Genomic DNA, 22801 nt, shown 5'->3' with positions numbered 1-22801 from the left:
ATTTCACTTTTATTATCATCTTACTCTATCTCCAGAATACAATCCATATCTAAGTACATAATGCCTTTATCTTCATAATTAATAACCTGCAATGAGTTCATCATCTTATCAAATTTGTGTATTTCACACTTCAAATCTTTAATATATCCATTATGCCAGTATTTAATAGTAGAAACTGGGTTATAAAACATCTTTTCTAATAATACATTGTTTAAGTCCGCTATGGCAGATTCGCTTAATTCTGGTTTCTCAATCTTATCTTGATCACGTATGTGTTGATTAATTTCTTCATATTGTTGTGGCATAGTCGCAAATGGCGCCCATTTAATCATTCCACGTCCATGTGGTATACGTGGGTTAAGATATTCTCTTGGTATCTTTCTATAATCTGTTTCGTATTTATATGGTTCTGGTATATCATGGTTAATGACTTTCATATAATCACCTCATAAACATTATACGAACAAACGTTCTATTTTGTAAAGAAAAGATCAACGTTTCCATTTATGAATTGTTCGATTCTACCATATTATATAAAAATACATAAATTTTAATGATTTTAGTTATAAAAATTCAATTAAATGTTACTATATTAAATAAAGGATCAATTTTACAAAATTAATTGCGAAGAAGGTTATAATATTGAAAATAGTAAAAATATTTAATGAATTATGTAATATTTCTAAACAAACAAATGATTATATAAGGTTGAATCTTTTTGGTTCTAATAACAATATATACATATCTAAAAATTTATTGAATGAAAATGAATATTTATTATGCAGAGTTAATGAAGCAGTTCCTAATGGTATATTATCCATTATAAAACATAATAATTTAAACTATTATATACATATTAAAAATAATGAAATTTACGTAACCCCTTATATAAATGGTAATACTAATAGAAGTATTGATATTAAGTACGAAAAAATTTATGAAGGATATGAAATAGAAAAAAACAAATATTCATACAAAATTACAGATCAAGTAGGTAATGAACATGTTATTGGAAACGAAATATTTTTAACAGGCCATAATATAATAGATACTTTAGAAAGAACGGAAAACACACAAAAATATATATATTTAAAATTCACATATGAAAATATTGTTTCATTTTTAGAATATACATTAGCAACTACTCAGTTTTCTTTCAAAACATCTTGTATAAAAGTTATTGATTCAACAGAACAATTTAAAATATTAATGAAATCAAATAATACTTTTAAATTAAATGATGAATCTAATCAAATAATTAAAATTAATAATTTGTTAAAGAATAAAATCCAGGAAATAACATTAAAGAATAACGTCAAAAATTTCAAACCAATAATCATAAAAATCAATAATCGAGTTTTTGTACTATCTCATATTAAAAATCAGATAGTTAAAATAGAATATGATACAAGAGCAAACTTATTATTTAATTCAACATTTATATCATCAAAAGCAACTAGAAGAGGCATAGAGTATTCGGGAACGATTTATTATAAATATCGTAGCGATGTTAAGATAGATAATGTTGTAACTAATGACGGACTTTTAATGGCAAAAATAGAATGGCTTAGTTTAAAAGATTTTAAGTTTACTATTACAAACGATAATTTAGGTAAACTTAAAGAGTTACATAATAATTTGTATTTCGCACATGGTAATACTATTATTCATTCTTTAAACATATTTAATCATTTAGAAATTATTAATAAGGTAGAAGGTGTTAAAGTTTATAAAAAGAATGCTTATGTATCTAGAATAAGCTTAGTTAATAATTTAGTTATTACAGCTACTCCGAAACTACCTATATATAATAATTTAAATAAATTAAAGATAAAGATCGCCAACAAAACAGCTAAAGTTATTAATCTTTTCAAAAATGTAAATGTAAACCTATATTTCGAAAAAAATACCTCTAACGCCTCTGAGTCAGGTTTCGCCGTTTTTGAAAGTGTAAAAAAAGATAAAGAAATTAAATCAGTAAATAAATTTATAATTGATTCTAAATTTGAAGGGTTTAATAGACTTAAGGATAAATATAAAAACGATCTTGTAAGACGTTACTCTTTCAAACATTATTTATATTTATTCATAGCAGACAATTTTATTTCAAGCGAGTTAAGTAATCATGTTTTGGCTATCAGAGTATACGATAATTTATTAGCCAATAAAATAACTAAAACACCTTTATACTTCTTGCAACACGGAATAATGTTTGCCAAACCAGTGGATAACCCTATGGCTTTAGGTTTTCATAAAGAGAATCAAACAAATAATTTGAAAAAGAGTGTCATAAGTTCTGATTTGGAAGCACAAGAATTTTATAAAATGGGCTACGACAAAAATGATTTAATGAAAACAGGTTTACCAAAGCTAGATCAAGCAAACTTGAATAAAGAGGCCAGTAAAATCGCTTTTATGCCAACATGGAGATATTGGGAAGAAGCTTATGTTATTAATAATGAAATTGAAAAAACCTCTTATTATAAATCTTTGATTGAAGTAATTGAGACTTTTGAAAAAGCTGGTCTTTTAGATAAACTTTTAATTGTTCCACATAATAAGTTTGCTGATTATATTAAACAAAATTTAAAGAAATATAAGCACATAATAAATACTAATCCTTCTGAAGCTTTGAAAGAATCTAAAATATTCATTACAGATTATTCTTCTATTATTTATGATGCTATTTATAGAGGAGCTTATCCTATTTTCTATTGGAAAGAAAAAGATTATTTAATAGAAAATTATAAAGCGATACCACCAGTTAATGACAAAAATGCACCAGGGGATATCGCATATAGTGAAAAAGAGTTAATAGAATATGTAAATAAAGCAATAAATAACAATTATAAAGTGGCTAGTGATATAAAAGAAAAATATTTAAAAATTAATGAATTTGATGATAATAAAAATACAGAGCGAGTTATTAATGAATTGAAAAAAGAAAGAGTTCTATGATTTATTAATGGGTCAAACGAAATGTTACAAAAAAATATTTATTAAGAGGGAAAATAAAGGGCATATTTTATAAACAACAACACAAAGGTATGAAATTTTTAGAATTAATATCATGAAAAAAGCCAGTATCTACAACATTCTATAGACACTGGCAATAAGTTATAAAATTAGTTGAGTAATCCGCAAATGATGATGTAGAAGTTATATATAGCACCAATTAACTCCTCTAACTTTAAAATAAGCTAGAGGGGTTAAATCAATTATTTAGAACTTACTTCTTCTAATTCCTGCCAATCATAATCATGATTTAATATTTGTTCCCTTTCTTTTTCAGAAATTTTATCGTCAGGTTCTCCACCTTTTGGATAAAATTTTTCTTTTGATTTATTTACAAACTTTGGTCTATCTTGCGTCAATATATAAGCAGTTATGTCTGAAGCTTCTTGTTTGCTCAACGTTCCTTCTTCACCAAAAGGCATATTATGGTAAATGAAGTCATACATTTTTGAAAATCTACTCATACCTGCACCAGTATTAAATGAGTCTGGTCCCCATAACGATGGTTCAGTAAATGGGGCACTCGATGAACCATTGCCATGACAAGATAAACAATTATTTCTATCGAATGCCTTTTTCCCTTTATCAACATTTGGTTCAGGTATATTTTTTGCTTGTTCTATCTCTGGTGCTTCAGATTTTTTAACGTCTTCACTAATAAAATCTAAATAAGCTACCATTGCTTTCATTTCCTCACTATTTTCTTTGATAGGTTTTCCATTCATACTCCTAGCAAAACATCCATTAATTCGCTCTTTAAGTGAAACATCTCTACCTTCACGATCTCTGTATTGTGGGTATTTTTTAGAGACACCTTCTAGAGAAAGAGCATTTCCATTTCCTCCTTGAGCATGACAACTCGTACAAGCTAATTTGTTTCCAACATGCTCAGGCATTTTAGAGTTGGTATAAATCATTAATTCTTTATCTTTACGTAATAACTTACCTTTTTCAGTGTTAGGGTCAGTCGTCCGAACTGATTTTACTGAACTTTCTTTTTCTGATTTTTTTCGTCGTTAGAACATGCAATAATTTAACTAAATTGTATTTTTGCATTTTGAAATAATTTTATTTAATTCCATTATTTATTTCAATATATATTTGTTGAATAAAACAATAATGATATTTAGGTTATCCTAAAATATGTTTGACTAACATAATAAAAAAAGTTACGATTGTTTGAGAATGTGGGGTGTATAAAATTAGATTTAAAAATTATAATAAAATAAATAAAAATGTGGATAAAAGTATTTTATTTTGTTATTTAATATTGGGGATTATAGGAATTATATTTATTTACAGCGCAAGTATGGTTCCTGCACGAATGGGTTCATTAACAAATGGAAATATAATTAATAGTAATCATTTTATGGTCAGGCAATCTATATTTTTATTTGTAGGTACTTTAATTGTTCTATTTATTGCTTATTTTGTGGACATTGATGCTTTAAAAGCGAAAGCATTTCAACAATTTATTATTATCGGTGTCATCATTTTACTTATTATTACCTTGATTTTAGGAAGTGAAATTAATGGTTCTAAAAATTGGCTTAATTTAGGTTTTTTCAGCATACAATCTTCAGAATTTCTAAAGTTAGCCTCTATCATATATCTTTCATACATAATCGATAAAAAAATGTCCCAAGCAAGGATATATAACATTAAAACTTTATTACCCCCATTGTTTATGCTAGGTTTTGGTTTAGTTTTAATCTTAGTTCAAGGTGATTTAGGCGGCACAATATTAAATATTGGTATTATATTGTTTATTTTAATGTATTCAGATATAAAAAATATTGTGAAAGTTCAATTATTCGGTTCGATTTCACTGCCATTTGTAATCTATTTAATTTACACATTAATATTTGATACAAAAAATACATACAGATTGAATCGAATTAAAGTAATCATGGAACCATTTAAATATGAAAATGGTGAAGGTTATCAACTATCTAATTCTTTATTAGCAATTGGTAATGGCGGCGTTACTGGTCAAGGTATGGGGAACGGCATTATGAAATTAGGTTATTTACCTGAACCACACACAGATTTTATATTTTCAGTTTTAGCTGAAGAAGCAGGTTTAATAGGGGTTATCGCAGTTATAGCATTATATATGTATATAACATTTAAAGGGATTATATACGCTAATACGACTAAAAATAATTACTACAAAATAATTTGTATAGGTGTAGTTAGTTATTTATTTTTACAAGTATTCATTAATTTAGCTGGAATATCAGGAATAATACCTTTAACAGGTGTTACACTTCCTTTATTAAGTTATGGAGGTTCTTCTCTTTTAAGTATCAGTGTTGCTTTCGGGCTATTACTCGCTACTACTAAAAAGATAAATATGGAAAAGATATAGAAACTGATAAATAGGGAGCGAAAACATGAAATTAACAAGAAAAGGTAAAATTGTCATAGCATTGTTTATCATCTTGGTTATAGGATCAACAATAACGATTTATGTAAAATCAAGACTGAACCAATTCAATGTTAATGTTCAAGAAAGGATAGGCACTAAAGAAGAACAAAAAGAATCCGTAGATAAAATTAAAAATAAAAAACCTTTATCAATTGCAATTTTTGGTGTTGATACTGATGAAAAAAGAGACGAAGAAAATATAGGGCAAAGAACTGATTCGATGTTGATTGCATCAGTTAATCCTAAAGAAGAAACTACAAAGCTTTTAACATTACCTAGAGATACAAACGTTTATATTAATGATATAGATAGAAACGAAAAAATAGCACATGCCTATGCATATGGAGGCGCTAAGACAGCAATAGATACAATCAAGAATAATTTTGACATACCAATAGATGGTTATATAACAATTGATATGGATGGGTTCGAAGAAATTATAGATATTATTGATGGTATAGAAGTTACAAGCAATGCTTCATTTTCTTTTAATGGGTCAACATTTAAAGAAGGAAAGAAAACTAATCTTAACGGCAAACAAGCACTTGATTATGTTAGAAGTAGGAAACAAGAGGGTGCTGGTGGAGATGAAGGTAGAACAGCGAGGCAAAGACAAGTTATTGAAGCTGTGTCACAAAAAGTGACGAAAAGTAAAAATGTTATAACATTAAATAAAATTTTAAAAGCAAGCGAAAAAAATGTTAAGTCGAATTATTCGGCAGGAGATTTTAAAAATTTATATGAAAGCTATAAAAAAGGTGCAAATCATATTGATAAATTGTCATTAGATGGAATGAATCAAATAGAAGATGATGGTATATGGTATTTTGAACCTGACGAGCAATCTAAGAAAACTATAATAGAAGAATATAAAACCAATTTACAAATAGATACATAATGGTATTTGTATAAAGTGTTTTTAAAATTTTAAAAAGGCAGTTATAGCTGTCTTTTTTATTTGTTTTAAGTTATAATTATACGATGAGTTTTTATAAAGGAGCGATAGATATGGCTGTAAAACCACTTGTTACTGCCCCCAATCCAATTTTAAATAGAGAAGTTAAAGATGTCGTAAATTTTGATGAATCAATAAAGCAATTAATTGCTGATTTAGAAGATACAATGTTTGATAATGATGGTGTTGGAATTGCCGCGCCACAAATTGGTGTTGATTTAAAAGTTGCGCTTGTTGATATGGAGCAAGATGGTATTTTGCAGCTTATAAACCCAACTATTTTAACACAATCTGAAAAAACTGAAACAGATGTAGAAGGTTGTCTCAGCGTTCCGGGTGTTTATGGTGAGGTTGAAAGAAGTGTCATGATTACTGTTAAGAGTAAAGATTTAAATGGTAATGATGTAGAATTAACTGCATATGATGATATTGCGAGAATTATTTTACACGAGATTGATCATTTATATGGTGAGTTGTTTACAGATAAAATGACGAGAGAAGTTAGTGAAGAAGAGTTAGAGGAGATGTATAAGGATGAGTAAAATTGTTTTTATGGGTACGCCTGATTTTTCTACAGGTGTGTTAGAGATGCTTATTCAAGAGTATGATGTAATTGCAGTTGTAACACAACCAGACCGTCCTGTTGGCAGAAAGAAGATACTAACACCACCACCAGTTAAAAAGGTAGCATTAGAACATAATATACCTGTATATCAACCTGAAAAACTGAATAATTCTTCTGAATTAGAAGAAATCATTAACTTAAAACCTGATTTAATCGTGACAGCTGCATTTGGCCAATTATTACCTAAATCTTTGCTTGATGCGCCAAAACATAAAGCAATCAATGTGCATGCTTCATTGTTACCTAAATATAGAGGTGGCGCGCCAATTCATTATGCTGTAATGAATGGAGAGAAAAAAACAGGAATTACGATTATGTACATGGCAGAAAAATTAGATGCAGGAAATATTATTAGTCAAGACGAAGTTGAAATACTTGAAAATGACACAGTAGGAGAAGTTCACGATAAACTAGCAACACTTGGGACAGACTTGTTGAAGAGAACTTTACCTACTATTTTTAATGGTACTAATGATAGCATTGTTCAAGACGACAGTTTAGCTACATTTGCATCGAATATTTCTAGAGAAGACGAACGAATTGATTGGACTAAAGATGCTCAAACAATTCACAATCACATTCGCGGATTATCACCTTGGCCGGTTGCTTATACGACTATGGACGGTAAAAACTTAAAGCTATGGCGTAGTGAAATCGTTGAGAATGTCAAAGGTGAACCAGGTGAAATCATTGAAACGACTAAAGATGCAATTATTGTTGCGACTGGTTCCGAAGATGGCGTTGCTTTAACTGAAATACAATTAGCAGGTAAAAAACGTGTAAAAACACGTGATTATATAAGCGGATTACAATCCAAAATTGATGGGACAAAATTAATATGATGAATAATAATGTAAGATATGTTGCTTTAACGATATTAGACGACGTACTAACAGGTGAAGCATACAGTAATCTACAGCTTAATGAAGCAATTAAAAATGAAGCTGTATCAAAAAAAGATATAGGCTTATTAACTGAGCTTGTATATGGAACAATACAAAGAAAAATCACTTTGGAATACTTAATAGAACCTTTTATACAAACTAAATTAAAAGGTTGGATGAAACGTTTATTAATCATGAGCGCATATCAATATGTTTATTTAGATAAAGTGCCAGATCATGCAATTATTAACGAAGCCGTAAACATAGCAAAAAACCGTGGTGACCTGCATAATAGTAAAGCTATAAACGCTATACTTAGAAGTTTCATGGCAGCACCTTTGAGAACATTTGATGAAATTAAACATGATGACAAAAGGTTATCAGTTGAAGCTAGTGTGCCTCTATGGTTAACAAAACATTGGATTACTCATTTTGGTTATGAAAAAACAAAAGAAATGTGTTTATTAAGTTTAACGCCTCCTGATACAACGGTAAGAGTGAATACGACAAGAATTACAGTTCCAGAAGCTATTGAAAGATTGGAAAGTAACGGTTATACTGTCGAATTAGATAAAGATATTGAACGTTGTTTGCACATTAAAGGTGAACCAATAGTGAACGATCGATTATTTAAAGACGGACTTCTTTCAGTTCAAGATAAAAGTTCAATGTTCGTAGCTGAAATAATGAATGTTAAAGAAGGTAGTACTGTATTAGATGCTTGTAGTGCACCTGGAGGAAAAACGTGTCATATAGCTGAAATGCTTAACCAAACTGGTAAAGTTGATGCTTATGATATTCATCCACATAAAATCGATTTGATTGATTTTAATGTTAAAAAATTAAGACTTAAAAATGTAAATACTGATGTTCATGACGCTACGCAACCATTTAATCAAACTTATGATTATATTTTAGTTGATGCGCCATGTAGTGGGTTTGGGGTAATGAGAAGAAAACCTGAAATCAAATATGAAAAAACATCAAAAGATGTAGAAGCATTATGGCATTTACAATTGGAAATTTTAGAAAATGCAAGTAAATCTTTAGCACCTGGTGGAGAACTTGTTTATTCAACATGTACGATTGAACAAATGGAAAATGAAAACGTTGTTTATTCATTTTTAAAAGCTAATAAAGACTTTGAATTCTCGACTTTTATAGACCCAAGAACTAATCAAGAAACGAAAACGTTACAATTACTCCCTCAAGATTATAATTCTGATGGATTCTTTATTACTAAAGTGAAAAGAAAGGAAAGATAATATGCCCGCAATACAGAAAAAGCGTAATAAATTTATGCCTAACTTTGAAAGACCTTCAATATATTCTTTACAGTTGGGAGAATTGGAAGATTGGTTAGTAGAACAATCAGAACCAAAATTTAGAGCAAAACAAATTTTTGATTGGCTGTATGTAAAAAGAATAAATTCTTTTAGCGAAATGACAAATTTATCAAAAGAATTAAGAGAAAAATTAGCTCAATCATTTGAAATCACTACATTAGAAGTAGCAGTTAAACAAGAAAGTAAAGATGGCACGATAAAATTTTTATTTGAACTTCAAGATGGGTACACAATTGAAACAGTTTTAATGAGACATGAGTATGGTAATTCCGTTTGTGTAACGACTCAAGTAGGTTGTCGTATCGGTTGTACATTCTGTGCATCATCTATAGGTGGATTAAAACGTAACTTAGAAGCGGGAGAAATTGTATCTCAAGTTCTAACAGTACAAAAAGCACTTGATGAAACTGATGAGAGAGTAAGCCAAGTTGTTATTATGGGTATTGGTGAACCATTTGAGAACTATGATGAAATGATGGGCTTCTTAAAAATTATTAACCATGACAAAGGTTTAAATATTGGTGCGCGTCACATTACAGTTTCAACTTCAGGTATCATTCCAAAAATTTACGATTTCGCAAATGAATCATTACAAATTAACTTTGCTTTAAGTTTACATGCTGCTGATAATGAAACACGTTCAAGATTAATGCCAATTAACAGAGCATATGATTTAGATAAATTAATGGAAGCTATTGAATATTACGTAGAAAAAACTAATCGTCGTATAACATTTGAATATGGTTTATTTGGAGGCGTGAATGACCAAGTTCATCATGCGAGACAACTAGCAGAAATGATTAAACATTTAAATTGCCATGTGAATTTAATTCCAGTAAATCATGTACCAGAGCGCGACTATGTTAAAACAACAAAAGAAGATATCTTTAAATTCGAAAATGAATTAAAAAGAAGAGGTATCAATGCTACAATTAGACGTAACCAAGGTGCAGACATTGATGCTGCATGCGGACAATTAAGAGCAAAAGAGCGAAAAGAAGAAACGAGGTAACAAATCATGGAAGCACGTTTTTTTACAGATGTCGGTCAATTTCGGGAACAAAATGAAGATGCAGGTGGAATCTATGTAAACCAGACTGGTCAAGAATTACTTGTAATTTGTGATGGAATGGGAGGCCACGCTGCAGGAGAAGTTGCAAGTCAATTTGTGAATGATTCACTTAAAGAAAGATTCGAAAATGAAAATTATATTGAATTTGAACAAGCTGAAGCATGGTTGAAATCGAACTTATCAGAAATCAATAGACATTTATATAACGAATCGATGAGCCACGATGCATATAGAGGCATGGGAACTACATGTGTTTGTGTATTAATTTACGAAAAAGATGTCGTAGTGGCAAATATTGGTGATTCACGTGCTTACTTGATTAATAATCGAGAAATGATGCAATTAACAGATGATCATACATTTGTTAATCATCTTGTTTCGATTGGAGAAATAACAAAAGAAGAAGCATTTACTCATCCACAAAAAAATATTATTACTAAAGTTATGGGTACAGATAAACGTGTTATCGCCGATGTATTTTATTTTAATACTAAATTCTACGATTATTTATTATTAAATTCAGACGGTTTAACAGATTATTTACATGAAAATGATGTTCAAGAAATTATCATGTCTCATGAAGGAACAGTTGATGAAATAGGTAAAGATTTGATAGACGCTACCATTAACGCCGAAGGGAAAGATAATATTTCACTTATATTATGTCCATTCGAAGGTGGAAAAATATGATAGGTCGCATAATCGCCGGTCGCTATGAGTTTGTGAAGTATTTAGGTGGCGGTGGTATGAGCAATGTTTATTTAGCAAAAGATAATATATTAGATCGTAAAGTTGCAGTAAAGGTTATCAATATACCGCCTTATGAAAAAGAAAAAACTGTCGAACGTTTCGAAAGAGAAGTTCAAAACACAACAATCTTAAGCCACAATAATATTGTGAACGTCTTAGATGTTGAAGAAGATGATAATTGTTACTATTTAGTAATGGAATATATAGAAGGACCAACTTTGAAAGAATATTTAATTAAAGAAGGTCGATTATCTGCTGAAGAAGCGATTGAAATGACGCTTCAAATATTAAAGGGTATTGCTCATGCACATCATCACCGAATTATCCATCGCGATATAAAACCACAAAATATTTTAATGACTCAACATGGCACTTTAAAAATATTAGATTTTGGAATTGCTAGAGCTTTAAGTGAAACAGCATTAACTGAAACCAACCATGTAATGGGATCGGTACAATATTTGTCTCCTGAACAAGCTAAAGGTCAATCTACAGATGAATCTTCAGATATATACTCAATCGGTATTGTACTTTATGAATTACTAACTGGTCATCCACCTTTTAGTGGAGAAACGCCAGTTAGTGTGGCAATTAAACATATTCAAGAAGAAATACCATCTGTGAAAGAAGAACGACCATCTATCCCACAAAGCGTTGAAAATGTAATAATGAAAGCAACTCAAAAGGAAAAAGCTTTAAGATATCGAGATACAGACGAAATGTATTTTGATTTACAGACAGCTTTGGATGATGAAAGAAAAGATGAAACGCCAAGATATAATACAAATTCTGAGACAAAGGCGATACCAGTTGTTAAATCAGAAAGTTCCAATGAACATACAAAAGCTGTACCTGATGCTTCGGCGTCTAACAGTCAGACTAATTCAGCTCAAAACAATGAAAGTAGTAAACCAAAACGTAAAAAGAGCAAATGGTTGATTATATTTGTTCCGATTTTATTAGTGTTCATGCTTTTAGGCGCTATTGGTTTTGCTTTGACTGCTCCTAAGTATGAAGATGTACCAAATTTACTTGGTAAATCTAGAGGTGAAGCAATGGCGCTAATAGATGAAAAAGGTCTGAGAAAAGGCAAAATTACAGAAGATTTCAGTAATAATTTCAAAGAAGGCGAAGTAATGAAAGTTTCGCCAAAAGTAGGAACAAGAGTTAAAGAAATGACTAAAGTTGATTTAGTGATTTCTAAAGGTATAGAAACTTTTACAGTCGAAGACTATATTGGGAAATCCAGTGAAGAAATTAAAGAAAAACTAGAGAAAAGCGGTTTTGATTCTGTAAGAATAAAAGAGGAATATGATAGTGCTACTGAAGGGTCTATAATTAATCAAAGTATTGAGCCAGGCAGTAAAGTTGTGCCTAAAGATACCACGATTATTTTAACTAAATCTATTGGTGTTGAACAAGCTTTTGTAAAAGATTATACAGGTGAAAATATAGATACTGCTAAATCTGAATTAGAGGATTTAGGATTTAAAGTAGAAACTAAAGAAGTAGATTCTAAAAAGTCAAAAGACACTATCGTTAAACAGTCATATAAAAATGTACAATTACCTGTAGATTCAACAATATACTTTAATATATCTAATGGTAAAAAAGAAAAATCGGATTCAGATGAAGAAAATTCAAAAGATGAAGACAAAGATGATGAAGATAGTTTAAGTGATAAAATGTATAATCAAACAGTTTATATACCTTTTACAGGTTCTGATAGTAAAAAAGGTCAAAAAGTAGAAATATTTATTAAAGATAAATCACATAAAATAAAAGATGCTACTGAAACTTTCACTATTAAAAAAGATACAACCAAAACTTTAAATTTCGTAATACCTGAAGATGAATCAGCAGAGTATCGTGTTGTAGTAGACGGCAAAGAAATAGAAAGTAACGAGATTGATTATGATGATTTCTAAAACATTTAAATTTTAAAATGTCCAAGACATTTATAAGTAGTAAAAGTTCTGTTATTAAGGATTTTTACTACTTTTTTATTAGGGGGAATTAACGAATTTAAAAAATAATTGATTTCAGCAGTTGTTATTAGTAAAATTTAGAAAACGGTTATGAGGTGAATGAAAATGTTGCCATATGTATCAATATTTGAATATATTCATAAACAAGTTGAACATAATATAAATACACAAGAATCTATACTTGAAGTATATAAAGAGTATAAAAATATAGTGAACTCACCTCAACTAACAGATAAAGTGTTTATCGAAGTGATTAATAATTATTTCTATGATGCAAACATAAAGTATAGTAGCTTAACAGCCTTAAAAGAACAAAAGCAACAAGTTGGATTTAAAGTAAGAGCTACTAAAGATGCTTTAATTGTCATTGAAGTAACGGATGACCTGAGATTTGTAGTAGGTGATGAAATTACAGCTCTTTCAGGAGATGGAATTGAATATTGTCGAAAAAGATATCATCGTATTTTAGGTGAGGAACCTTATCATCGTGAAGATTGGCATCATATTTTAACATTGCAAAATGATGTTGATATAAATAGAAGTCATCAATCTTACCATTTCGAATTAAAAAAGTATATATTCAAAGAAGAGGCACAAATTCGAATTTATGAAAGAGATGAAATTCCAATTGTAAATATTAAAGGTAATATTTCATTTGAACAAACAATTGATGCATTATATCAATTATCAAAAATTAAAAGTTCTCGAATCATATTTGACGTAAGAAATGCGAATTTCGACAGATTAAGCATCGCTGAATTTTTAATACCATATTTTTATGAGGTTGGCTTACGCTCGCAAGTTGGAACTAATGAAGCGCAAGTTGAAACTACAATTGAAAAACATACAAATTTATTTATAAGAAAACTTGAAAAGCTGTATAAAGAGTCTGAAGAAATGAATGAACAAGCTTTTTATCAAAATATTATCGATCAAACAGAAGGAAATTGGCAATATTTTGATGATAATCAAATTGAATTCACAGGACTAAGTCGCTTTGAAGATATAACAATTATAATAGACAAAGATACAGAGATGGCTGCAGAATGGTTTGTTCAAAAAGTTCAAAATTCAAACATAGTTAACGTAATTGGTAGACCTACAAAAGGTGATTTATCATATATGGATTTGGTTGAGGAGAAGATAGACCAACGTTTTCTATTAAGCTATCCTGTTTATAATCTAAAAAGAAAAAATTATGATTCAATGGTCTATCCAAATGAGCTCATTGAATGGTCAAAAAGACACGCATTATATGATTACGATATTAAATTTGCTATTAATAATAGATGTTAATTGATTATTTCGTCAGAAAATGAAATAATATGAAAGTATATGAAATTTACAATAATTTAGGGGGCAATCATATTTATGGGTAAGAATATACCAAGAGAACGAGGTCTTGATAATACTATTACAGTATTGAAAGAAGCGTACGAATATGTACCAAATAGACTTGAAAAACATAACACAAATATTTTTGAATTAAGAGCATTAGGTGGACGTAGAACTGTCGTAATAAGTGGTAAAGAAGCTGCTGAATTATTCTATAATAATGATTTAATTGAAAGACAAGGAACACTACCTAAACGTATTGTAAATACTTTGTTTGGTAAAGGTGCTATACATACTACTGGCGGCAAAAAACATATTGATCGTAAAGCACTATTTATGTCTTTAATGACTGAAGAGAACTTAGAGTATTTAAGAGAACTAACACGTAATCATTGGTTCATGAATACTGAGCGTATGGAAAGAATGGACGAAGTGAATGTTTATAAAGAATCGATCTTAATGCTAACAAAAATTGGCTTTAGATGGGCTGGTATTATTGCTTCTCCTGAAGAAATCGAACAATGTGCAGCAGATATGGATACAATGATTGATTCATTTAAAAATATCGGCACAGTATTTAAAGGATATAGAGAAGCTAAACAAGCAAGAGATCGTGTAGAGACTTTCCTTGAAAATCAAATTATTGCTGTTCGTGAAGGTAAAATAAACCCACCACAAGGTACAGCATTATACGAATTTAGTCATTGGGAAGATTTCGAAGGTAACTTAATGGATTCTAGATTATGTTCTATTGATTTAATGAACGTTGTTCGTCCATTAGTTGCGATTAACCGTTTTGTAAGCTTTGGTGTAAAAGCTTTCCATGATTATCCTGGTGAAGCAGAACGCGTCTTTAATAATGAAGATGACTACGCTTATAAATTTATCCAAGAAGTTAGAAGATTCTATCCATTCGTACCTTATTTACCAGGTAAAGCTGCGGTAGATATTGATTTTGAAGGTTATACAATCGAAAAAGATACTTTCTTAGTATTAGATATTTACGGTACATTACACAGAGAAGGTCTATGGGAAAATCCTGAAAGATTCTATCCTAACCGCTTTAACGATTGGGACGGTAGTCCATTCGACTTAATTCCGCAAGGCGGCGGAGATTATTACACAAATCACCGTTGTGCTGGTGAATGGATGACAATAATTATAATGGAAGAAACAATGAAATATTTCGCTCAAAATATTTCTTACGATGTTAAAAAAGATCAAGATACCTCTGTTAATTTAAATAAATTACCTGGTCGTGTTGTTGACGGAATGATTATCACAAATGTTAACGCACTAGTTAACCGTAACGTATAAAATGAAAGTGATTTTATAAATGATAATGTATATGAGGCTGAGACATTTATTTTATGTCCTAGCCTCATATTTTTTCATAAATTAAATAGAAAAATAAGGTATTATGAGAAATTTTTATTCAATTTTTGGTATGATAGGAAGTAAGAGGTGATAGCTTGGTTAACTGTTTAGTTGTAGATGATGATCGATTTATTTTGAATGATTTAAAAAGAGAAATAGAGCGTGAAAATATACATGTTATTACGAGTTTAAATGGAGAAGAAGCTTTAGATGTTGTAGAGCATCAACATATAGATATTGCTGTTGTTGATATTATGATGCCAGGTATTGATGGGTTTGAACTTTGTAAAATGTTAAAAGACAGCTTTGATGTACCAGTCATTATGTTAACTGCTCGGGATGAACTTAGTGATAAAGAAAATGCATTTTTAGCTGGTACGGACGATTACGTTACTAAACCATTTGAAATGAAAGAATTAATTTTTAGAATTAAAGCTGTTCTTAGAAGGTTTCAAATTAATACTTCTAACGAATTGAAAATAGGCAATACTACAGTTAATTCTATCGATATGGAAATAACCATTAATCAAAAATCAATGCTACTACCCAAAAAGGAATTTACACTATTAGATTATTTAATGAGAAACAAAGATAAAGTGTTACAAAGAGAACGCATTATAGAAGTTGTTTGGGGATTAGATTTCGAAGGTGATGAAAGAACGTTAGATGTTCATGTTAAACGTTTAAGAAAAAGACTTGAAAAATTAAATAGCGACGTGCTTATTAAAACTGTAAGAGGTGTTGGTTATAAGGTGGTGCTAGAAGTTGAAGTTTAAATCATTAGCTCAGCGTATCACCATTTATACGATTGTAGTAATGATAATAAGTTCTGTTCTAGGATTCGTTTTAACCAATATTTATTATCATATAGATTTGAAAAATAAAAACGACCAAAAAGTCATGCAAACTTTAAAAAAAGTACAAAAATATATTGATGATGATGAAGGTGTATCTTTGGATACATATTTAAATCACGTCAGTGATTTGCATTATCAAGCCATTCTATATGATGAAAAACAAAAAGCTACTTACTATGGTGATTCATTTAGGAAATTTAATTTAGACAAAGGTGAAGTTACGAAAGTTTTAGATGGTAAAGATTATCATGGAATAAAACAAAGACCATTTAATATTTTTATAACAGGCTTTTTTGACAATGAAACGAGGAATACAGTAGGTCTTAAAATCAATCATAATGGAGAACATTATGCCTTATTCATGAGACCAAGCGTAGGGACGATGTTAGGTGAATTTAGAGTATTCTTAGCGATATTACTTGTTTTATTAATTATAATTTCACTCATACTAGTTATGTTCTCTAGCTATTCGTTAACAACGCCAATTAGAAGGTTGATGCGAACAACTAAAGCTATAGGTAAGGGTAATTTTGATGTTGATATTAAAGTAACTCGTGATGATGAAATTGGAGTACTTCAACAAAGATTTATAAGAATGAGAGATGAATTAAAACAACTAGATACAATGCGTCAATCTTTCGTTCAAAATGTATCCCATGAAATTAAATCACCATTACAATCAATTTTAAGCTTACTAAGAGAACTTGAACACGAAGAAAACGCAGATAAGAGAACTCAAATTATTGAAGATATTTATAGCAGAGCTTATAGATTGAGTAATTTGACGAAGCAACTGTTATTGTTATCTGAATTAGATAACAGTGAACATTTAACTTTTGATGATGATATAGAGCTAGATAAGTTATTAAAAGACATAGTGAGAAATTTAAATTATTTTATTGATGAAAAAGATATGTCAGTTATGTTTGATTTAGAAGAAATAAATATTAAAGGGAACTCTAAGTTGCTATATCAAGCATTTTATAATATTTTAAACAATGCTATTAAATATTCACCAGAATTTAGTATGATTCAAATTAAATTATTTTATGATGAAAACAAAACGTATGTTTCTATCATCGATGAAGGTTTCGGCATGTCACCAGAACAACTATCACAAATGAAAGATAGATTTTATAAAGGTGATCAATCACATAATATCCATGCAGACAGCAATGGTTTAGGATTATCTATAGTAGAATCAATTATCCAATATCATGATGCAGATATCGATATAAAAAGTGAGATTGATGAAGGAACTGAAGTCGTGGTATCGTTTAAGAAACCATAAACTTATAGTTAGCTATAATAAAAAAATAGGTAGGTGTTAAATTGAAAACAGGTCGTATAATAAAATCGATTAGCGGTGATTATTCGGTTCAAACTGAAGATGGAGTTTATATAACAAAAGCTAGAGGTTTATTTCGTAAAAAGAAAACATCACCAACAGTTGGGGATATTGTTGATTTTCAAGTAGAGAATGAAACTGGTGGCTATATTCAACATATTCATGAAAGAGAGAATATATTACTAAGACCTCCTGTGTCGAACATTAATAAAGTAATTGTAGTGATGAGCGCAGTAGAACCAGAACTGAGTCAACAGCTTTTGGACCGTTTTTTAGTCGTAGTTCATTCATATAATATTTCACCAGTCATATGTGTCACAAAAAAAGACTTGGCTACTGATAAACAAAGCGCACAGATTAAACAGTTGTTAAATGAATATAAAATGATTGGCTATGAAACAATTTTTGTCGGTAATGACGATGATTTGTCATTAACAATCAAACCGCTCATAAAAGGTATTATCGTCTTAAGTGGTCAGTCAGGTGTAGGAAAGTCATCTATGATGAATCGATTATTTGAAGACTTAAATATTGAAACAAACAAGATTTCTAAAGCATTAAATAGAGGAAAACATACTACTAGACATGTCGAACTTTTTGAAATGGAAGATGGATTTTTGGCTGATACTCCAGGGTTTAGTGCATTGGATTTTTCTCATATTGAAAAAGAAGATTTAACAAATTATTTTCCTGAATTTGAAGAAGTAAAATCAGAATGTAAATTTAGAAATTGTACACATATTAACGAACCAAAGTGCGCAGTTAAAACTTTAATCGAAGAAAGAGAATTTTATAAAACGAGATATAATCATTATGTAGCGTTATTCGAAGAAATACAAAATAGAAAGGTAAGATATTAATGGTCAAAATAGCACCGTCACTATTAGCATGTGATTTTTCAATTTTAAAAGAAGAAGTAGATAAAGTTCGTGAAAGTGGAGCAGATATATTACATTTTGACGTGATGGATGGACAATTTGTTCCTAACATTTCAATAGGGTTACCAATACTAGAATCATTAAGAAAAATAACTGATATGACGATTGATACACACTTGATGATTGAAGATCCAGAACAAATGATTGATTTATTCTGTGAAGCTGGTAGTGACATGGTTTCAGTTCATTATGAAGCAACACCGCATATCCATAGAGCTATTCAACAAATAAAGTCACATGATAAATTAGCTGGAGTCGTTATCAACCCAGGAACGCCTGTGCAGTTAATAGCTCAAATATTACAAGATGTTGATTTTGTATTAATCATGACAGTTAATCCTGGGTTTGGTGGCCAATCATTCATAGAAACAACTTTAGATAAAATAGAATGGTTAAATGAGTACAGACAAGAACACGGTTTAAACTTTGAAATAGAGGTCGATGGTGGTATCAACGAAACCACAAGTGCTCAATGCATAGATAAGGGCGCTGATATATTAGTAGCAGGATCTTATTATTTTAAACATGATGATTATAAGCAACCTGTACTTAAATTAAAGGGTGATTAACTTTGAAAGTAAAATTATTATGTAGCGTAAGAAATATTCCATCTAATCTATTTGATGATAAAAATGTAGACTGGATCGGTGTAGATAGAGGCACTTTAGAGTTGGTTAACAATCAAATCAAGCCTGTATCAGCAGTTGGGGATTTTGATTCTGTTAATGAACAAGAGTTAGAACAAATAAGGAAAGCTATAGATGTTTACCCCGTCAAGAAAGAAAAAGATGATACAGATTTAGCGTTAGCAGTAAATTTAGCGGTTGATATGGGATATACTGAAATAGAAATTTATGGCGCAACAGGTGGCAGATTAGATCACTATATGGGCGCGGTTCAAATTTTAACAAAACCAGAATTTTTAAAGCAAGATTTTAAAATTTCACTTATTGATCAACAAAATCATATAAGTATTTTAAAACCTGGGAAACACGAAATATTTAGAGTAGAAGATATGACTTATGTATCATTTGTACCTTTAAATACAGGTATTAGAATTAAATTGGATGAATTGAAATATGAATTGCCGTTTACAACACTAGATCAAGGTTCTACGTTAACCATTAGCAATGAGTTTAAAGAGGGATTGGAACGAGGTTTCGTACAAGTTGAGTTAGGAAATGTATTAATTATTCAAAGTAAAGACATATAAAAAAAGAGAACCTTCCACACAAAGGTTCTCTTTACTATATGTGACTTATATTCATTAAACGCGTGTAACTTTACCTGATTTAAGAGCACGAGCAGAAACCCATACACGTTTAGGTTTACCGTCAACTAAAATTCTAACTTTTTGTAAGTTAGCGTTCCAACGACGTTTGTTAGCATTTAATGCGTGAGAACGATGGTTACCCGTTCTAGCTTTACGACCTGTTACGAAACATTCTTTAGCCATAAATATCCTCCTTTAATGAAATATAAATACACATTTATTTACGTTTACACACTTTAATAATATAACACGCGTATTATGCCATTTCAATATCTAATTTACAAAAATAAGAAAAAATATCAACAAATTTCGCTAAAAGTATTTTAAAGTTGAGTTTATTTGTTATAATTATATCTTGTGAAAACGTTGCTTACGTAAAAACAATAAAATGATGAATTCTTGCGATTTGAATGTTATTTTAAGTATAATTAAAAAGAACATAAATAATGAAGATAAATACGTATATATTCTAGATTATTAGGAGGGACGAAATCATGACTTTAGAAATTACAAATGAGTATGGCAGTATCGATATATCAAATGATGTTATTGCAACATTAGCAGGCGGAGCTGCTGTAGAATGTTATGGTATTGTTGGAATGGCAAGTAAGCATCAAGTAAGAGATGGAATTGCTGAGATTTTAGGGCGAGATAATTACTCTAAAGGCGTTATCGTATCTCAAAATGAAGGTGTGCTTGACGTTGATATGTATATAATTGTGAGTTATGGAACTAAAATTTCAGAAATAGCAAACAATGTTCAATCTGCTGTTAAATATACTTTGGAGCAATCATTAAAATTAAAAGTCAACGCAGTAAACATATATATCCAAGGTGTTCGTGTGATTAATGATGATGAGGAAGCATAGGGAGGCAATTAGAGTATGAAAAAGATTGACGGCAAATTGTTTGCTGATATGATCGTTCAAGGATCAGATAGTTTATCAAACAATGCAGATTTTGTAGATTCTTTAAACGTATTTCCAGTTCCAGATGGTGATACAGGTACAAACATGAATTTATCTATGTCATCGGGCGCAGGTGAAGTGAAAACCCAAAACAGCGCACATATAGGAGAAGTAGGAAAAGTTTTCTCTAAAGGTTTATTGATGGGAGCGCGAGGAAACTCAGGCGTAATATTATCCCAGTTATTTAGAGGTTTTTCTAAATCAATTGAAAATGAAAATGAAATAGATGCTATACAATTTGCTAAAGCGTTCCAAGCAGGTGTTAATACAGCGTATAAAGCTGTTATGAAACCTGTTGAGGGTACAATACTAACAGTAGCAAGAGAAGCTGGTGAGGCTGCTGTAAAATCGGCTGAGACAACAGATGATATTATTACTGTAATGGAAGCGGTTATTGAATCAGGTCAAGTAGCACTAGATAATACACCAAACCAACTACCTGTACTTAAAGAAGTAGGTGTTGTCGATAGTGGTGGTCAAGGTTTGATGTTTGTTTATGAAGGATTCCTTGCTACTTTAAAAGGAGAAAAAATAGCTCCAAACAGAGAAAAAGTAGATACTGACGAATTTATAAATGATGATCATGATTTTGGCGGCATTATCGATACAGAAGATATTGTTTATGGTTACTGTACAGAAATTATGGTGCGATTCGATAAAGATAAAAAACCATTTGATGAAGAACAATTTAGACAAGATATGAGTGAATTTGGTGATTCATTATTAGTTATTTCTGATGATGAAATTGTTAAAGTCCATGTACACTCAGAAACGCCTGGTGAAGTGTTAACTTACGGTAGCCAATATGGTGAACTTATTAAAATGAAAATTGAAAACATGCGCGAACAACACAGAGAAGTGTTAAGAAAAAGTGCAGATAAAAAAATAAAACAAGAAAAACAAGAAGAAATTGACACTGCAGTGATTACAATTTCAATGGGTGACGGTATCACTAAATTATTTAAATCGCTTGGTGCAACTCATGTAATTAGCGGTGGACAAACTATGAATCCATCGACTGAAGACATTGTAAAAGTAGTAAAAGAATCTGGTTGTAAGAAAGCAATTATTCTACCAAATAATAAAAATATCATTATGGCAGCTGAACAAGTTGAACAATTAGTTGATATTCCAGTAGCTGTCGTTACATCTAAGACTGTATCACAAGGTTTATCAGCAATGTTAAACTTCAATTTAGAGCAGTCTATAGAAGAAAACAAAGCACAAATGGAAGATGCAATGCAATTCGTTAAATCTGGATCTGTTACTTATGCGGTAAGAGATACAAATATTGATGGTATCACAATCAAAAAAGGCGAATTCATGGGAATTAATGAAGGTAAAATTAAAGTAAGTGATTCTGATCATGTAGCCGTTAGTCAAAAGTTAATTGATGATATGCTAGATGAAGATAGTGAGATTTTAACAATCATTAAAGGTGAAGATGCAACTGACGAAGAAGTGAGTAAACTAGAAAGTTATGTTGAAGAACACTATGAAGATGTTGAAATTGAAGTACATCAAGGTGATCAACCTATTTATTCATTCTTATTCTCAGTTGAATAATTAAAAGCAATGAAGAACAACAATGTTAATAATTTGACGTTGTTGTTTTTTCTGTTTTAAAACGCTTACAAAA

Annotated in this window: 21 protein-coding genes; 18 read left to right on the top strand and 3 right to left on the bottom strand. The window is 30.2% G+C overall.

Annotated features, from left to right (window positions below):
- Nucleotides 1-20: 20 nt before the first annotated feature.
- On the bottom strand, nucleotides 21-437 hold the full coding sequence (locus ACNMOQ_RS08625) for a YolD-like family protein (RefSeq protein WP_416349691.1): 417 nt from the start codon (nucleotides 435-437) through the stop codon (nucleotides 21-23).
- Nucleotides 438-756: 319 nt separating this feature from the next.
- On the opposite strand from ACNMOQ_RS08625, the gene ACNMOQ_RS08620 reads away from it, so the two are divergent.
- Nucleotides 757-2958, top strand: a complete 2202-nt coding sequence (locus tag ACNMOQ_RS08620; RefSeq protein ID WP_416349690.1) for a CDP-glycerol glycerophosphotransferase family protein — start codon at nucleotides 757-759, stop codon at nucleotides 2956-2958.
- A gap of 260 nt (nucleotides 2959-3218) precedes the next feature.
- On the opposite strand, the gene ACNMOQ_RS08615 is transcribed toward ACNMOQ_RS08620, so the two are convergent.
- Nucleotides 3219-3932, bottom strand: a complete 714-nt coding sequence (locus ACNMOQ_RS08615; protein WP_416349689.1) for a c-type cytochrome — start codon at nucleotides 3930-3932, stop codon at nucleotides 3219-3221.
- Nucleotides 3933-4207: 275 nt separating this feature from the next.
- On the opposite strand from ACNMOQ_RS08615, the gene ACNMOQ_RS08610 reads away from it, so the two are divergent.
- The 15 genes from ACNMOQ_RS08610 (at nucleotide 4208) to ACNMOQ_RS08540 (ending at nucleotide 20134) form a co-directional block, all read left to right on the top strand.
- Complete coding sequence (locus ACNMOQ_RS08610) at nucleotides 4208-5386, top strand: FtsW/RodA/SpoVE family cell cycle protein (protein WP_416349688.1); 1179 nt, start codon at nucleotides 4208-4210, stop codon at nucleotides 5384-5386.
- A gap of 25 nt (nucleotides 5387-5411) precedes the next feature.
- Nucleotides 5412-6344 carry an LCP family protein gene (locus ACNMOQ_RS08605; RefSeq protein WP_416349687.1) on the top strand — a complete coding sequence of 311 codons (933 nt, stop codon included), beginning with the start codon at nucleotides 5412-5414 and terminating at the stop codon, nucleotides 6342-6344.
- Nucleotides 6345-6454: 110 nt separating this feature from the next.
- Nucleotides 6455-6943: a peptide deformylase gene (gene def / locus ACNMOQ_RS08600; protein WP_017000140.1), complete on the top strand. Its 489-nt coding sequence runs from the start codon at nucleotides 6455-6457 to the stop codon at nucleotides 6941-6943.
- Entirely contained in the window at nucleotides 6936-7868 is a 933-nt protein-coding gene (fmt, locus tag ACNMOQ_RS08595; protein ID WP_064204059.1) for a methionyl-tRNA formyltransferase, read from the top strand. Before def ends, fmt begins: the two co-directional genes overlap by 8 nt.
- The gene (rsmB, locus tag ACNMOQ_RS08590; RefSeq protein ID WP_218688529.1) at nucleotides 7865-9175 is read left to right on the top strand and encodes a 16S rRNA (cytosine(967)-C(5))-methyltransferase RsmB; all 1311 of its coding nucleotides are present in this window, start codon (nucleotides 7865-7867) and stop codon (nucleotides 9173-9175) included. The genes fmt and rsmB overlap by 4 nt, the downstream gene beginning before the upstream one ends.
- Nucleotide 9176: 1 nt before the next feature.
- A complete protein-coding gene (rlmN, locus tag ACNMOQ_RS08585) occupies nucleotides 9177-10268 on the top strand; it encodes a dual-specificity RNA methyltransferase RlmN (protein WP_017000134.1) in 1092 nt (363 codons plus the stop codon).
- A 3-nt stretch (nucleotides 10269-10271) separates the two neighbouring features.
- Nucleotides 10272-11018, top strand: a complete 747-nt coding sequence (locus tag ACNMOQ_RS08580) for a Stp1/IreP family PP2C-type Ser/Thr phosphatase (protein WP_026023681.1) — start codon at nucleotides 10272-10274, stop codon at nucleotides 11016-11018.
- A complete protein-coding gene (pknB, locus tag ACNMOQ_RS08575; protein WP_416349686.1) occupies nucleotides 11015-13006 on the top strand; it encodes a Stk1 family PASTA domain-containing Ser/Thr kinase in 1992 nt (663 codons plus the stop codon). The genes ACNMOQ_RS08580 and pknB overlap by 4 nt, the downstream gene beginning before the upstream one ends.
- Nucleotides 13007-13171: 165 nt before the next feature.
- Complete coding sequence (locus ACNMOQ_RS08570) at nucleotides 13172-14362, top strand: S41 family peptidase (RefSeq protein ID WP_135020925.1); 1191 nt, start codon at nucleotides 13172-13174, stop codon at nucleotides 14360-14362.
- A 75-nt stretch (nucleotides 14363-14437) separates the two neighbouring features.
- Nucleotides 14438-15718, top strand: coding sequence for a cytochrome P450 (locus tag ACNMOQ_RS08565; protein ID WP_017000129.1), 1281 nt, complete (start codon nucleotides 14438-14440; stop codon nucleotides 15716-15718).
- Nucleotides 15719-15873: 155 nt separating this feature from the next.
- A complete protein-coding gene (locus ACNMOQ_RS08560; RefSeq protein WP_416349685.1) occupies nucleotides 15874-16554 on the top strand; it encodes a response regulator transcription factor in 681 nt (226 codons plus the stop codon).
- On the top strand, nucleotides 16544-17926 hold the full coding sequence (locus ACNMOQ_RS08555) for a sensor histidine kinase (RefSeq protein ID WP_416349684.1): 1383 nt from the start codon (nucleotides 16544-16546) through the stop codon (nucleotides 17924-17926). The genes ACNMOQ_RS08560 and ACNMOQ_RS08555 overlap by 11 nt, the downstream gene beginning before the upstream one ends.
- Nucleotides 17927-17967: 41 nt before the next feature.
- Complete coding sequence (gene rsgA / locus ACNMOQ_RS08550; RefSeq protein WP_135031948.1) at nucleotides 17968-18843, top strand: ribosome small subunit-dependent GTPase A; 876 nt, start codon at nucleotides 17968-17970, stop codon at nucleotides 18841-18843.
- Nucleotides 18843-19490, top strand: coding sequence for a ribulose-phosphate 3-epimerase (gene rpe / locus ACNMOQ_RS08545; RefSeq protein ID WP_017000125.1), 648 nt, complete (start codon nucleotides 18843-18845; stop codon nucleotides 19488-19490). The genes rsgA and rpe overlap by 1 nt, the downstream gene beginning before the upstream one ends.
- Nucleotides 19491-19492: 2 nt before the next feature.
- Nucleotides 19493-20134, top strand: coding sequence for a thiamine diphosphokinase (locus ACNMOQ_RS08540; protein WP_416349683.1), 642 nt, complete (start codon nucleotides 19493-19495; stop codon nucleotides 20132-20134).
- 54 nt (nucleotides 20135-20188) lie between these two features.
- Here the strand turns inward: ACNMOQ_RS08540 and rpmB are convergent, their stop codons facing one another.
- A complete protein-coding gene (gene rpmB / locus ACNMOQ_RS08535; protein ID WP_017000124.1) occupies nucleotides 20189-20377 on the bottom strand; it encodes a 50S ribosomal protein L28 in 189 nt (62 codons plus the stop codon).
- A gap of 311 nt (nucleotides 20378-20688) precedes the next feature.
- Between rpmB and ACNMOQ_RS08530 the strand changes: the two genes are divergently transcribed.
- Together ACNMOQ_RS08530 and fakA are read left to right on the top strand one after the other, a co-directional pair.
- The gene (locus ACNMOQ_RS08530) at nucleotides 20689-21063 is read left to right on the top strand and encodes an Asp23/Gls24 family envelope stress response protein (protein WP_017000123.1); all 375 of its coding nucleotides are present in this window, start codon (nucleotides 20689-20691) and stop codon (nucleotides 21061-21063) included.
- A 15-nt stretch (nucleotides 21064-21078) separates the two neighbouring features.
- The gene (fakA, locus tag ACNMOQ_RS08525; RefSeq protein WP_017000122.1) at nucleotides 21079-22728 is read left to right on the top strand and encodes a fatty acid kinase catalytic subunit FakA; all 1650 of its coding nucleotides are present in this window, start codon (nucleotides 21079-21081) and stop codon (nucleotides 22726-22728) included.
- Nucleotides 22729-22801: the final 73 nt, after the last annotated feature.

Source organism: Mammaliicoccus lentus (assembly GCF_947036595.1).
Taxonomy (GTDB): domain Bacteria; phylum Bacillota; class Bacilli; order Staphylococcales; family Staphylococcaceae; genus Mammaliicoccus; species Mammaliicoccus lentus.
This window is presented reverse-complemented; position numbering and strand designations above follow the sequence as displayed.